11 protein-coding genes are annotated in these 13,321 nt (G+C 57.5%); 10 read left to right on the top strand and 1 reads right to left on the bottom strand.

What is annotated here, in order from left to right; genetic code table 11:
* The first annotated feature begins 713 nt into the window (after positions 1–713).
* The 5 genes from GEAM_RS08305 to GEAM_RS08285 all read left to right on the top strand — a co-directional run bounded on the left by GEAM_RS08305 (position 714) and on the right by GEAM_RS08285 (position 6,071).
* Positions 714–1,463 (top strand): ABC transporter ATP-binding protein, encoded by a 750-nt coding sequence (locus GEAM_RS08305; RefSeq protein ID WP_034790455.1) that lies wholly within the window; start codon positions 714–716, stop codon positions 1,461–1,463.
* 20 nt (positions 1,464–1,483) lie between these two features.
* Positions 1,484–2,458: an ABC transporter substrate-binding protein gene (locus tag GEAM_RS08300; RefSeq protein ID WP_034790545.1), complete on the top strand. Its 975-nt coding sequence runs from the start codon at positions 1,484–1,486 to the stop codon at positions 2,456–2,458.
* Between the two features lie 74 nt (positions 2,459–2,532).
* Positions 2,533–4,188 (top strand): ABC transporter permease, encoded by a 1,656-nt coding sequence (locus GEAM_RS08295; protein WP_034790453.1) that lies wholly within the window; start codon positions 2,533–2,535, stop codon positions 4,186–4,188.
* A 114-nt stretch (positions 4,189–4,302) separates the two neighbouring features.
* Positions 4,303–5,052 carry an SDR family NAD(P)-dependent oxidoreductase gene (locus GEAM_RS08290; RefSeq protein ID WP_034790451.1) on the top strand — a complete coding sequence of 250 codons (750 nt, stop codon included), beginning with the start codon at positions 4,303–4,305 and terminating at the stop codon, positions 5,050–5,052.
* Between the two features lie 20 nt (positions 5,053–5,072).
* On the top strand, positions 5,073–6,071 hold the full coding sequence (locus tag GEAM_RS08285) for an AraC family transcriptional regulator (protein WP_034790445.1): 999 nt from the start codon (positions 5,073–5,075) through the stop codon (positions 6,069–6,071).
* Positions 6,072–6,574: 503 nt separating this feature from the next.
* On the opposite strand, the gene GEAM_RS08280 is transcribed toward GEAM_RS08285, so the two are convergent.
* Positions 6,575–7,747, bottom strand: a complete 1,173-nt coding sequence (locus GEAM_RS08280; protein WP_034790443.1) for an ROK family transcriptional regulator — start codon at positions 7,745–7,747, stop codon at positions 6,575–6,577.
* Between the two features lie 352 nt (positions 7,748–8,099).
* Between GEAM_RS08280 and GEAM_RS08275 the strand changes: the two genes are divergently transcribed.
* The 5 genes from GEAM_RS08275 (at position 8,100) to GEAM_RS08255 (ending at position 13,245) form a co-directional block, all read left to right on the top strand.
* Positions 8,100–9,344: an extracellular solute-binding protein gene (locus GEAM_RS08275; protein WP_034790441.1), complete on the top strand. Its 1,245-nt coding sequence runs from the start codon at positions 8,100–8,102 to the stop codon at positions 9,342–9,344.
* Between the two features lie 75 nt (positions 9,345–9,419).
* Positions 9,420–10,322: a carbohydrate ABC transporter permease gene (locus tag GEAM_RS08270; RefSeq protein ID WP_034790438.1), complete on the top strand. Its 903-nt coding sequence runs from the start codon at positions 9,420–9,422 to the stop codon at positions 10,320–10,322.
* Complete coding sequence (locus tag GEAM_RS08265) at positions 10,319–11,158, top strand: carbohydrate ABC transporter permease (RefSeq protein ID WP_034790435.1); 840 nt, start codon at positions 10,319–10,321, stop codon at positions 11,156–11,158. The genes GEAM_RS08270 and GEAM_RS08265 overlap by 4 nt, the downstream gene beginning before the upstream one ends.
* Before the next feature lie 29 nt (positions 11,159–11,187).
* Positions 11,188–12,153 (top strand): carbohydrate kinase family protein, encoded by a 966-nt coding sequence (locus GEAM_RS08260; RefSeq protein WP_034790542.1) that lies wholly within the window; start codon positions 11,188–11,190, stop codon positions 12,151–12,153.
* A gap of 3 nt (positions 12,154–12,156) precedes the next feature.
* Positions 12,157–13,245 carry an ABC transporter ATP-binding protein gene (locus tag GEAM_RS08255; protein ID WP_034790434.1) on the top strand — a complete coding sequence of 363 codons (1,089 nt, stop codon included), beginning with the start codon at positions 12,157–12,159 and terminating at the stop codon, positions 13,243–13,245.
* Positions 13,246–13,321 lie beyond the last annotated feature (76 nt).

Below are 13,321 nucleotides of genomic sequence, written 5' to 3'. Positions count from 1 at the left end.
ATCGAGGCTTCGCAGGGTTGGAATGGACATGTTTCAGCAGCCACAGTGATCGTCGCGAAGTGCCGCCGCTTAGGCGGTTCCCTCGCTGCGGGATTCCAACCCGCGTAAAAAGCCACGCGGTTTTCCACCTCTTGCTCGGCGTCACTTCTGAATGCGACCTACTGGCATTTACATCGTGCCGTTTCAGTGTTTTGGGTTTACTCCCTCTCCTTTTTAAGGAGAGGTCTGGGGTGAGGTTTGCCAGATTGAGCATGATTTTAAACCACTCCTCATCCCAGCCTTCTCCTCTGAGAGGAGAAGGAGCAAACCCACCAAGACTGAACTAACCCGCTGAGTTTTCTGCAATACCCCATCCCAATGAAACGGCACGGTCGAAATGCCTCAAAACCGCAGTCAAAAATGGCGCCGAATGAATGGTTCGAGACCAAAGGCTCGAAGCCTGAAATTCGGGCACCGCCTAAGCGGCGACATTTTGCGGTGGATAACGGAAGTAACTGAAACACGTCCGCCTCACCAGCGAAGCGCGCAGTGAAGAGCCGGGGAGTCTTGAGGGGCGCGGCGATAGGCGCCCCTTGAGGCCGGTGTGGCGGCAGCGCACGGTTTTGAATTTGAATTTAAAAGCGACTCCGACTGTTTCCCCCAACAGTCATAAATCCTTCATCAATCCCCTTTAAGCTCCAGCGATACATTAAATCCCAAAGAGGATAGTTCCCATGACCACTCCAGACCTTGCGGCTCTGGGATCGCGCCCGTGCGCGTCTTCCTTGCCCGCAATCGCTGTTCATCAGGTTTGTCACCAGTTTGGGGCAAATCGGGTACTCAATAACGTCAATCTCGAGGTGCCGAAAGGTACCATCATCGCCCTGCTCGGCCCTTCTGGCTGCGGGAAAAGTACGCTGCTGAAACTGTTAGCCGGGCTGCTGCATCCGTCGTCGGGTGAGATCCATTTTGGTGCCACTCGCGTGGCTGCCGGTCGATTCAGTTTGCCGCCGGAGAAACGCTCGCTGGGCATGGCGTTTCAGGATTACGCGCTCTGGCCGCACATGAGCGTGTCGCAAAACGTCGCCTTTCCTTTGCAGATGCGCGGTGTGCGCGGAGCGGAGCAAAAGCAGCGCGTGATGGCGACGCTCGAGCGCGTAGGCTTAGCGGATTTTGCCGAACGCCGCCCTGCCGAGCTCTCGGGCGGGCAGCAGCAGCGTGTGGCCTTGGCGCGGGCGATTGTCGCTGAGCCGCAAATCTTGCTGTTCGACGAACCCCTCTCCAACCTCGACCGCCACCTGCGCGAAACCCTGTGTGAAGAGATGGCAGTGCTCCTGCGCCAGCTAGGTACCACGGCGGTTTACGTCACCCATGACCCGCAAGAAGCCCAAGCCTTGGCGCACTGCGTGGCTCGCATGGAGCACGGCCAGATCGCGCGAATTGACCATATTGAACCTTCCCGTGTTGTTCCTTTTGCTCTTTAACCTCTGATGGATAACTGATGATGAAACGCACTCCTTTTATATCGAAAACAGGTTTAATCACTGCAATGACTCTTTCTCTCGCAATGGTGGGCAGCGCAAATGCCCTAACGCTCTACACCGCAGGCCCCGGCTCTCTGGCTAAAAAATTGGCCGCAGGTTATGAAAAGCAGACTGGCGTCAAAGTCGACGTTTTTCAAGCCACCACCGGCAAAGTGATGGCGCGCCTTGACGCTGAACAAGCCAATCCGCGCGCGGACATTCTGATTTCCGCCTCGTGGGATACCGCCGAAGATCTGCAAAAACGCAACTGGCTGCTGCCTTATCAAAGCCCGAACGCGGCGCAGGTTCCGGCACAGTTCAAAACGCCTTATTACGTGGCTCAGGGGATTTCGGCGCTGGGGATTGTCTGGAACAGCAAAAGCGGCACGCCGGAGCCAAAAGATTGGGCTGACCTCGCCAAGCCTGAATTTAAAGATAAAGTCACCACGCCAGACCCGGCACTCTCCGGGGCTTCGCTGGATTTGCTGATCGGGTTACAAAATGCCCAGCACGAGCAGGCGTGGAAGCTCTTTGACCAGCTCAAAGCCAACGGCATGGTGATTGCCGGCCCTAACGCACAGGCCCTGACGCCGGTGCTGCAAGGGGCGAAAGCCGCGGTGTTCGGCGCGGTGGATTATGTTTCTTACAGCAGCGTGCAGGACGGTGAAGCAATAAAAGTGATTTTCCCGTCGACCGGCACGGTGATCGCGCCACGCCCGATGATGATCCTCAAGTCGAGCAAAGAGCAAAAAGAGGCCAAAGCCTTTATCGATTACGCCCTGTCGGAAGAAGGCCAGAAGCTGGTTGCCGAAGCTTGGTTGATGCCAGCGCGCAGCGATATCGACGCCAAGCGCCCGCTGTTTAAATCGCTGAAACTGCTGCCGGAAGCTGCGCAGGCTTCGGCATCGCGCAAAGAGGTTCTCGACCGATTTGCCGCTCTGTTTGGTCAACGCTAAGTCATCCATGTTCAGGGCCGAATCACCGGCCCTGACGTTTATCTTCTCCGTTTACACCAACAGATGCCCTTCTGATGAATAAGACTTTTTTGTTACCCGCGCTCACCGGCGCTGCGCTGCTGCTTCTGGTGGGACTGCCGGTTAGTTTTGTCGTATTACAAGCAATTTTCCCGCATCTCGACGGCGGCGCGTTTAGCGATGCCTTCGCCCCTTTTGGCCGACTTTTTTGTGACGCTCAACTGAGGGAAATGGTCAGTAGCACGCTGAAAGTCGGGCTTGGCGTGGCGCTGTGCAGCGCGATAATTGGTATTCCGCTCGGCGCACTGCGCGGCTTGTTCGCCTTGCCCGGCGCGGCGTTGTGGGACTTAGTGTTTTTGATCCCCTTCATGGTGCCGCCTTATATCGCCGCCCTGTCGTGGATGCTGGCGTTGCAAACCAACGGCTATCTGGAGCAACTGCTGGCCGTGCGACTCAATGCGTTTCTGTTCTCGATGCCAGGAATTATTGCGGTAATGACGCTCAACATCTTCCCGGTGGTCTACTTCGCGGTGTCGCGCAGCATGGCCGCCAGCGGCAGCCGACTGGCAGACGTCGCGCGTATTCACGGCGCGGGGCCGTGGCGGGCATTTTTCCGCGTCACCCTGCCTTTGGCCCTACCCGCCATGGCCTCCAGCCTGCTGCTGGCTTTCACCCTGACGATTGAAGAGTATGGCGTGCCCGGCGCGTTGGGCGCGCGCAGCGGCGTAAATCTGCTGACTACCGGCATTGAGCAGAAGCTGGCCGACTGGCCGGTGGATATGCCCGGCGCCGCCGTGCTCTCTCTGGTCTTGGTGTCGCTGGCGCTCTGTGCCTACTGTGTGCAGCGCGCGGTGCTGGCCGGGCGCAATGTGGAAACCCTGACGGGCAAACCGGCGGACGTGGTGGCGAAACCCTTGGGCGCGGCGAAATGGCCGGTGTTAGCCCTGTTCTCACTGGTTGGCTTGGTCACTGTGGTGATGCCGCTGTGCTCCATGGCGCTGACGGCGTTTTCCAACACCCTGTCCGGCGGGATTTCATGGCAAAACCTCTCGCTTCGCCACTACGCGGCGCTGTTTGAAATCGACGGTGATGCGCTGGGCGCGCTCGGCACCAGCTTGGGTCTGGCCTTGGGTACCGCGCTGATCACCGGGGCCGTCGGTCTGCTGGCGTCGTGGCTGGTCGTGGTGCGCAAGACGCGTGGCTCGGCGGCGATTGACGGCTTATCGCTGCTCCCCGCCGCGCTGCCGGGCATTGTAGTAGGCGTCGGGCTGATTCTGGCGTGGAACCGCACCTTCTGGCCGGTCACGCCCTACAACAGCTGGGCGATTTTGCTGCTGGCTTACTGTTGCCTGCTGCTGCCTTACCCGGTGCGCTACGCCAGTGCCGCGATGAAACAGATTGGCGGCAACCTCGACGCCGCGGCGCGGGTTCACGGAGCCAGCGCGGGTCAGGCGTTGTGGCGAATTCTGCTGCCGCTGGTGCGCCCGAGCCTGCTGGCCGCCATGATGATGGTGTTCGCCGTGGCTTCTCGCGAACTGGTCACTTCGCTGCTGCTGGCCCCCGCCGGAGTGCAGACGGTGTCGGTGTTTGTCTGGCGGCAGTTCGAGCAAGGTTCGGTCGGCGACGGCATGGCGATGGCGTCGATTGCCGTGCTGATAGGCGTCACGCTGATGCTGATCGCCGTAAAATTGCAGAATCGCAAGTTGGCGTGATCTGCCAATCGCGTGGCGCATTGTACTAATTACCGGGGCTGGGGATGTCTATAACCTGACGACAGTTGGTTCAGCGTGACTGGACATCATCCACCCTCGACAGGAGTACAACCCATGACTCACCCTATTGCTCTGGTAACCGGCGGCACTTCAGGTATCGGTAAAGCTACAGCCAAACTTCTCGCCGCCAAAGGCGCTATCGTGACCATCAGCGGCCGCCGCGAAGCCGAAGGCGCGCAGGTTGTCGCCGAGATCCGCGCCGCTGGCGGACAGGCGAACTTTGTTCGTTGCGACGTCAGCGATGAAGATAAAGTCCGCAGCCTGATTGAAGGCGTTGCCGCCCAGCACGGTCGCCTCGACTGGATGGCAAACTGCGCGGCGGTATCGCTGGAAACCAAGCTATTGGCCGACTCCGATAGCGAAATTTTCAAGACGATGATTGACATCAACCTGATGGGAACTTATTACATCATGAAGCATGTTATTCGTCAGATGCAGCAACAGGGCGGCGGTTCTATCGTCAACATCAGCTCAATTGCCGGTATCAAAGGTTCGCCGCTGTTTGGCCCTTATGCCGCCACCAAGTTTGGCGTAGTAGGCATGACCAAATCAGCCGCGCTGGAGTGCGCCGCGCAGAATATCCGCATCAACGCCGTGGCGCCGGGCGGTGTGCGCACCGAGCTGCTGGAGGGCCTGTTCGCCATGGGCCAGTTTGACGAAGCCGTGGTGGCAGGCATGCACCCTGTGAAACGCATCGGCGAGCCGGTCGAAATTGCCAACGGCATTGCCTGGTTGCTCTCCGACGAGTCTTCTTTCGTAACGGGTCACGTGCTGTCCATCGACGGCGGCCTGCAAGCCCTGTAACACCAGACTGAGTTAATCCGATGACAGAGAAGTTTGCCGACCGTATCAAAGTCCCTTCTGGCTTGTGGCTTGGGCTACAGAACATGGGGGTGAGCGCGGCAGAGTTACTCCGCCAGGCTCAGTTGCCACTGGCCGTGTTCACCCATCAGGGGCCAATCAATACGCGCCAATATTTTGCGCTCTGGCAGGCGATGTTTGATGTCACCGGCGACAGCGCTATTGGCATTAAACTGCCTGCTTTTCTTCCTGCCGAGAAGCTTCCTCCTAGCCTGATCGATGCCTATCACGCCCGTGATTTTCGCGACGCGCTGCAACGCATGGCGCGCTATAAAAGGCTGTGCGTTCCCGAACATTTAGAACTCCAAGAGGAAGGCGGCCTGTGCCGGGTGGAGTTTTCATGGCTATTCGCCGAACAAACCGAGCCTTTGGTGCTGGTCGACGCCAGCATGGCGACTCTGTTGGAGATTGGGCGACGCGGCACGGGGCATAATATCAAGCCGAGCCGCGTCGAACTGGTCGAGTCAAAGCTGGACGTCCGCGCCCACGAAGCCTATTTCGGCTGCCGGGTGCGCACAGGCGCGACGCACAACCGCCTCTATTTTCATCTCAGCGATCTGGATCGCCCTTTCCTCACTTACAACGCCGAACTGCTGGAGATGCTCACTCCCGCCCTCGATAAACAGCTGGCCGAGTATCACCATCAGCCGGCGTTTCGCGACACGGTGAGCTGGCTGTTAGAGCGCCAACTCAGCGCCGGACGCCCGGACATTCCCGCCGTGGCGCAAGAGCTGGGCGTTAGCGAACGCACCTTACAGCGCCGCCTCACCGAAGAAGGCACCAGCTTCCAGAACCTGCTCTCCGCCGTGCGCCGCGCCCGCGCCCATCAACTCCTCGCCGATCCCGCACTAGACCTCACCGAAGTCGCCCTACTGCTCGGCTACGAGGATCAAAGCTCCTTCTTCCGCGCCTTCAAAATATGGGAAGGCGTGACGCCTGCGACTTGGCGAGGGAAGGTTTGATATGGGGTTTGGTATATTTGGCGAGTTTTAAACCACTCCTCATCCCTGCCTTCTCCTCTGAGAGGAGAAGGAGTAAACCCACTCCGAGATTGGGCTAACCCACTGATTTTGCTGCAATACCCTTCCCAGCCTCCCCCTTATCAGGGGGAGGCGCAGAACAGCAAAACTACTGAAACGGCACGGTTGAAATGCCAGTAAGTCGCATTCAGAAGTGACGCCGAATGAATGGTTCGAGACCAAAGGCTCGAAACCTGAAATTCGGGAACCGCCTAAGCTGCGGCACTTCGCGGCGATCACCTTGGTCGCTGAAACATGTCCATTCCGACCCTGCGAAGCCTCGATCTTCCAGCAGCAAAAAAACGCAGGATTCCAAAGGGTTTCGTTTAAAACCCTTTGGGCCAGTTTGCGTGGCAACGCAAGGTTTTGACCTTAAGGCCGGTGTGGCGGCAGCGCACGACCTTGACCTTAAGATGAAATTGAAAAGAAAGCGCCCAGAAGTCGCTCTACTTCAACAACACCTCATATTGCGGATTAAACTCATCAAATATCGGCAAAGCTGCCGCACCCAACGCGGCGGTGTCAGTACCGGACATCCCCATTCTTAGCCGCATGCCGCGCGGATAGCGGCTTCTTACTGAGCTGTAGAGCGGCGTCAGGCGTTTCATCAGCTTTTCGAGTAAAGGCTGTGGCACCATGCCGCCGATGATCACGCATTCGGCGTCGAACACGCATTCCATGATGTTGATGGCCTGACAGGCAGGCTCGACGGTGGTATCAAGCCAGCGGTCGAAGGCGTCGTCATCCACCTCGAGCAGATCTTCGGGCTTGGCGGACATCGGATCCAGCCCGCAGGCTTCATAGGCGGCTTGTAGGGAGAGGTAGCGCTCCAGACAGCCTTTGTTGCCGCAGTAGCACTCTCGGCCGCCGGGTTGCACCACCATGTGACCCACCTCGCCCGCATTGTGTGCATGACCGGTGTAAATTCGCCCGTCCATAAAGATGCCAGCTCCCAGCCCGGTGCCTATATAGAGATAAATGAAGGAGGTGAGTTGCTTGGCGACGCCGTGAAAACGCTCGCCGATGGCTGCAACTGTGGCATCGTTTTCCAGCGTGACGGGCCAGCCGGTGCTGCTGCGCAGTCGCTCTTCGACGTCGACGTTATCCCAGCCGTGCAAGGTGGTTGGGCCTTCGGAAGAGATGCCTTCGACGCCAAAAGGTCCAGGCATCACGATGCCAATCCCCAGCATTTTTCTCCAATCGATTTTCACCTGTTGGCGCATTTCTTGCAGTATCTGCTCTATCAGGGCCAGCGTCGTTTCCGGCTGCGGTTTTTGCACCGCCAGCCAGTGGCGAAAACGCACGCTGCCGGTGAGATCTACCAGCACGATCAACAATGACTGATGGTCGAGATGGATGCCGATGGAGTAGGCGCTGTCTGGATTGAGGGTCAGAGGCGTGGCCGGTTGCCCTCTTCCTCCCGCTTTACGCGGCAGATGGGACGAAAGCACGCCCGCTTGTTCAAGCTCGGTGGCAATGTTGGAGACGGTTTGCGGCGTTAAGGCCGTCATGCGAGCAATTTCAGCGCGGGTGAGTTCACCATTCAGGCGTATCGCCTCGATAACCACCCGACGATTGTGAGCACGAGCATGCTCGAGGTTAGTACCAGAAGTTGTCATAACTACCTATGCACCAAGGGAAAGCCTGAAACCAGTATGCTGATAGATAATTGAGCAATCAAATTGATTTTATTAATCACCCTGCGCCGATCTAAGTGTTGAGAATGACGCCGCTATCACAGCTTTCAGTGTTATGAGCATGTTAAGTTTTTATTATAATTTTGCGTGATGATAATTCAAATACGGCATTATCTTCACGGTCATCTTTAAAACCACGTGTAGCAGCGATGGAAATTCGGCATGGATGCTGCCCCTACGGGGGCAAGGGGCGGGACTTTTTTTTCGCCCATTAAAGCAATCAAATTGATTTAATTATCCACCCACCCATTACCGAGTTATTGGAGATGAAGATATGCGATTAACCCCTGCCGCAACACTTTGCGCCCTATCCGCTCTGGCGTTCAGTTATTCCGCGAATGCGCTGGCTGAAACCCAGCTCAGCGCCCTGTTTATGACTCAGGCGGCCTATAGCGAAGCTGACATTCGCGCCATGACCGCCGACTTCACCAAGCAGCATCCTGATATCAAGGTCAATCTCGAATTCGTCCCTTACGAAGCCCTGCATGACAAAATCGTCGCCGCGCGCGGTGCCGGGGCCAATGGCTATGACGTGGTGCTGTTCGATGCCATCTGGCCTGCCGAATTCAACAAATACGGCCTGCTGCAAGATGTGACTTCACGTATCAGCGCTGACGAAAGCAGCAAAATCTTCGACGGCGCTATCTCTACCGTGACCTACAAAGACAAACGCTGGGGCATGCCGTGGATCCTCGACACTAAATACCTTTATTACAACAAAGCCATGCTGGCGAAGGCCGGGATCACCACCCCGCCAACCACTTGGGCTGAAGTTGAGAAGCAGTCTGAGATCCTGAAAGAGAAAGGCATCGTCAAGTTCCCACTGGTGTGGAGCTGGTCACAGTCCGAAGCCTTGCTGTGTGACTACACCACGCTGGTTTCTGCGTTTAAAGGGGTTTTTTATAAGGACGGTAAGCTGAACTTCAACAATTCTGGCGCGCTGAAAGCCGTCGACTTCATGAAAGAGACGCTGGATAAAGGGCTGACAAACCCGAACTCCCGCGAGTATCTGGAAGAAGACGTGCGTAAGTCCTTCTCCAACGGTGACGCGGCCTTCGCGCTGAACTGGACCTATATGTACAACATGGCGAATGACCCGAAACAGAGCAAAGTGGCGGGCCAGGTTGGGGTTATTCCGGCGCCGGGTACGGTGGCGGGTCAGGCGTCTGGCGTTAACGGTTCCATGGGCTTGGGCATCGCCAAGGCCAGTACGCATCCGGATCAGGCATGGCAGTACATTACCTATATGACCTCCCAGCCGGTACAGGACAAATACGCCAAGCTGAGCCTGCCAATCTGGAAATCTTCTTATGATGACCCGGCCGTGCAGAAGGATCAGGAAGCGCTGATCGCCGCCGCGAAGACCTCACTTAACGTGATGCTTTCTCGCCCGGTAACTCCTGATTACTCTCGCCTGTCCAACATCTTGCAGCAGAACCTGCAAGGCGTGCTGCAAGGCAAAGTGAGCGCCAAAGATGGCATGACCACGGCGACCGAAGCCGCAGACCGTCTGCGTTAAGTTCCACTTTATTAGCGAAACTCAATGCCCCACATAGCGATATGCGGGGCAAATCAACACCACGGAACTTAGAACATGCTTACTTTACCGCAACGAGAGCGACGTCAGGCTTGGCTGCTGCTGGCGCCAATGCTGCTGATGATGTTCCTGCTCACCGCATGGCCGCTGGCCCGCACGCTTTGGCTGAGTTTTACCGACGCCGGGCTGATTGGTGACGGCACCGCGCCTAATTGGGTGGGCAGCGACAACTTTATCTATGCCCTGACCGACCCAGATTTCCGCGCCGCGCTGTGGCGTACCCTCTATTTCACGCTGGTGTCGGTGCTGTTCGAAGGCATTATCGGCGTGCTGGTTGCCCTGCTGCTCAATCAACAGTTCTGGGGGCGCAGTGCCCTGCGGGTGCTGGTTATCCTGCCTTGGGCGCTGCCGACCATCGTTAACGCCACCATGTGGCGGCTCAACTTCAACCCGGATTACGGCAGTATCAACGCCCTGCTGACCCAACTCGGCGTGCTGGATAGCTATCGCAGCTGGCTGGGCGATACCACTTCAGCCCTGAACGCGGTGATGTTCGCCGATATCTGGAAGAACTACCCGCTGATCACCCTGCTGACGCTGGCGGCGTTGCAAACCATTCCCGAAGATTTGTTCGAAGCGGCGCGTTTGGACGGCGCTTCTCCTTGGCGACGTTTTTGTAAAATCACCTTCCCGGCGATTGCGGCTCCGCTGGCGGTGGCGCTGGTTCTGCGCACCATCGACGCCTTCAAAGTGTTCGACATCATCTATGTGATGACCCGTGGCGGCCCGCTCGACAGCACCAAAACGGTGAGCTTCTTTGTTTATCAAGAGTCGTTTAGCTACCTAAGAGCCGGCAGCGGCGCGGCTTACGCCATTCTAATGACCCTGATTTGTGGGATTTTAATCTTGATTTACATGCTGATGTTATTGCGCCAGCGCCGTTCAGGGAGCGTGGAATGAAATCGAAAATTCGTCTGGTTCTGCGATACACCTTCGCCCTGCTGCTGGCCGTGTCGATTCTGGCTCCGTTGCTGTGGATGTTCTTGATGAGCGTCAGTTCGGCGGAAGATTTAACCCGCATTCCGCTGGAATGGCTGCCGCGCCACTGGGACTTCAGCCGCTACGCCAGCCTGCTCACCCTGCAAGCCGGGCAGCCGGGGGCGCTGTTCCTGCACGCGCTCGGCAACAGTCTGCTGGTCGCCTGTGGCGCGACCATTATCTCACTGCTGCTGGCGATCCCTGCGGCCTACAGCTTCTCGCGCTATCCGGGGCGCAACGGCTGGCTGTTCGGCAGTTTGGCGATTTACATGGTGCCGCCGGTGGCGTTCGTGCTGCCGCTGTACTTCATTTTGCAAAAATTGACCCTGCTCAACACCCATTTGGGGCTGGTGCTGGTCTACTGCTCGATGATTTTGCCCTTCCTGACGTGGATGCTGAAAAACCAGTTTGACGCCCTGCCGGTGGACATCGAACAGGCTTCGCGCCTCGACGGTTTGCGCTATTGGCAAGTACTGCTGCGCATCACACTACCTCTGGCTAAGCCCGCGCTGGGTGCGTCGGCGATGTTCGGCTGGCTGCTGGCGTGGGATGAGTTCTTCTACGCGTTGCTGTTTACCAACAACATTGATGCCCAAACCCTTCCCGTGACCATTGCCGGTTTCACCGCCGGGCGCGCCACCGACGACGGCCTGATCGCCGCCGTGGGTATTTTGGCGGCTATTCCGCCTCTGTTTATTGCCTTGTGGCTGCAAAAAACGCTGGTTAGCGGCTTAACCAGCGGCGGCAGCAAAGGATGAATGTCAGCATGATGGGAAACTTCGACAACATGAATAAGCCAGAAACCCTGTCCACCCTGTACGTGGTGGGCAATCTGAACGTTGATTTGATCATGAGCACCCTGCACCAGTGGCCGCAAAAAGGCACTGAAACCATGCTGGAAACCAGCTCGATTCGCCCCGGCGGCTCGGCAGGAAATTGTGCCTTAGCGCTGGCGGCGCTGGGAACACCGCACCGTCTGGTTGCCAATCAGGGCAATGACCAGTTTACCGACTGGCTGGCGAGCCTGTTCCCGCAGAGCGCGCCGCACTGGCCGACCGTGGAGTGTGAAACCTCGCTGACTTTTGGCGTGACTCACCCCGACCACGAACGCACCTTTTTCAGCAATCAGGGGCACATTGTCCGGCTGAATCTCGACGACGTGCTGCTGCAACTGCCTTCTCAGGCGCAGCCCGGGGACTGGGTTTTGCTGTGCGGCACCTTCCTCTGCACCCGGCTGTTCGAGCAGTATCCGCAACTGCTGTCGGCCCTCAAACAGCGCGGTTATCATGTGGTGGTAGATAGCGGCTGGCCGCCGCAGGACTGGAGCGACGCCCTGCGCCAGCAAATCACGCCATGGTTGGGCTATTGCGATGCGCTGCTGCTCAACGAAGTCGAAACGCTGGGCATGTCGGCCCGCGACACCTTAGATGACGCCGCAGTCTACCTGCTGTCGCAGATGGCGGAAAACGCATTTGTGGTCGCCAAATGTGGCCCAGACGGCGCGCGGCTGTGGTCTGCTCGCGGGCAGCTATATCAGGCGGCGGATCCGGTGCAGGTGGTTGACACCATCGGCGCTGGCGACAGCTTCAACGCCGGTTTCTTGTCGGCGCTGGTTTATGGTCAAGAGCCGCAGCAGGCACTGCAATGGGGCGTGCGCGTGGCGGGAAGCGCCATCAGCAGCAACCCGCGTCAGTATCCAGATTGGCAGGTTTTGCTTTCACTTTCGGCAGAAAAAATTTCGGTGGAGAAATAATCGATGGCATTGGTTGAATTAGTAAAAGTTGCCAAAAACTATGGCAAGCAGCAGGTGTTAAAGCCGCTGGACCTGACCATCAAAGATGGCAGCTTCACTGTACTGGTCGGCCCGTCCGGCTGTGGTAAATCCACTCTTTTACGTCTGTTGGCGGGTCTTGAGTCGCTCTCCGACGGCGATATTTTGCTGGATAAGGTGAAGATCAACAATTTCGACCCTGCCGACCGCGATATCGCCATGGTGTTTCAGTCTTACGCGCTCTATCCGCACCTGACCGTGGCCGAGAATATGGCGTTTCACATGCAGGTGAAGAAGGTGCCGAAGGCCGAGCAGCAGGCCAAAGTGGCACAGGCCGCCAAGGTGCTGGGGATTGATCATCTGTTGCAGCGCCTGCCGAAAGATCTCTCCGGCGGCCAGCGTCAGCGCGTCGCCATGGGCCGCGCACTGGTGCGTAATCCGAAGGTGTTTCTGTTCGACGAGCCGTTATCTAACCTCGACGCCCAACTGCGTATGGAGCTGCGCGCCGAAATCAAATCGGTGCATCAGCAGTTCCGCACTACCACGGTGTATGTGACGCACGATCAGGTGGAAGCCATGACCTTGGCCGACAATATCGTGGTAATGAAAGACGGTTATATCGTGCAGCAAGGCTCGCCGCTGTCGATTTACGATCAGCCCGCTAACACCTTTGTGGCGCGGTTTATCGGCTCTCCGCCAATGAATCTGCTGTCCGGCTCTTTTATGAATATGAGCGGCACGCCTGGCGTCGCCTGCGGCCAGCTGTGGTTCCCTCTCCCCGAGAAATGGTGGTCCCAAGCCCGCCACGCAGAAGGTCAGCCTGTTACCGTCGGCCTGCGCCCGCATGATGTAAAAATCGTCGAAAGCAGCCTGCAAACCCCGGCGGAGCTGCGCTTGTTAGAAGTCACCGGAGAAAGCAGCCTGCTGCACGTCACCTGGAGCGGCTTCCCGATGCACGTCCAATGCGCCGGCCGCGCCGCAGTAAGCACCGATAAACCCGTCTGGCTCGAAGCCAATAGCGCAAATATTCATCTGTTTGATGCTAAGACCGGGGTAAGGTTGGATAGTGAATGATTTAGGGTTTTAGCGCCTTCTCCTCTCAGAGGAGAAGGTTGGGATGAGGAGTGGTTTGACTTGTGCTCGATGCGGC

The organism is Ewingella americana ATCC 33852 (genome assembly GCF_000735345.1).
GTDB lineage: Bacteria > Pseudomonadota > Gammaproteobacteria > Enterobacterales > Enterobacteriaceae > Ewingella > Ewingella americana.
This window is presented reverse-complemented; position numbering and strand designations above follow the sequence as displayed.

Coding starts and splice junctions, on each gene's coding strand:
- GEAM_RS08305 (WP_034790455.1), top strand. CDS start 714: ATGACCACTCCAGACCTTGCGGCTCTGGGATCGCGCCCGTGCGCGTCT.
- GEAM_RS08300 (WP_034790545.1), top strand. CDS start 1,484: ATGAAACGCACTCCTTTTATATCGAAAACAGGTTTAATCACTGCAATG.
- GEAM_RS08295 (WP_034790453.1), top strand. CDS start 2,533: ATGAATAAGACTTTTTTGTTACCCGCGCTCACCGGCGCTGCGCTGCTG.
- GEAM_RS08290 (WP_034790451.1), top strand. CDS start 4,303: ATGACTCACCCTATTGCTCTGGTAACCGGCGGCACTTCAGGTATCGGT.
- GEAM_RS08285 (WP_034790445.1), top strand. CDS start 5,073: ATGACAGAGAAGTTTGCCGACCGTATCAAAGTCCCTTCTGGCTTGTGG.
- GEAM_RS08280 (WP_034790443.1), bottom strand. CDS start 7,747: ATGACAACTTCTGGTACTAACCTCGAGCATGCTCGTGCTCACAATCGT.
- GEAM_RS08275 (WP_034790441.1), top strand. CDS start 8,100: ATGCGATTAACCCCTGCCGCAACACTTTGCGCCCTATCCGCTCTGGCG.
- GEAM_RS08270 (WP_034790438.1), top strand. CDS start 9,420: ATGCTTACTTTACCGCAACGAGAGCGACGTCAGGCTTGGCTGCTGCTG.
- GEAM_RS08265 (WP_034790435.1), top strand. CDS start 10,319: ATGAAATCGAAAATTCGTCTGGTTCTGCGATACACCTTCGCCCTGCTG.
- GEAM_RS08260 (WP_034790542.1), top strand. CDS start 11,188: ATGAATAAGCCAGAAACCCTGTCCACCCTGTACGTGGTGGGCAATCTG.
- GEAM_RS08255 (WP_034790434.1), top strand. CDS start 12,157: ATGGCATTGGTTGAATTAGTAAAAGTTGCCAAAAACTATGGCAAGCAG.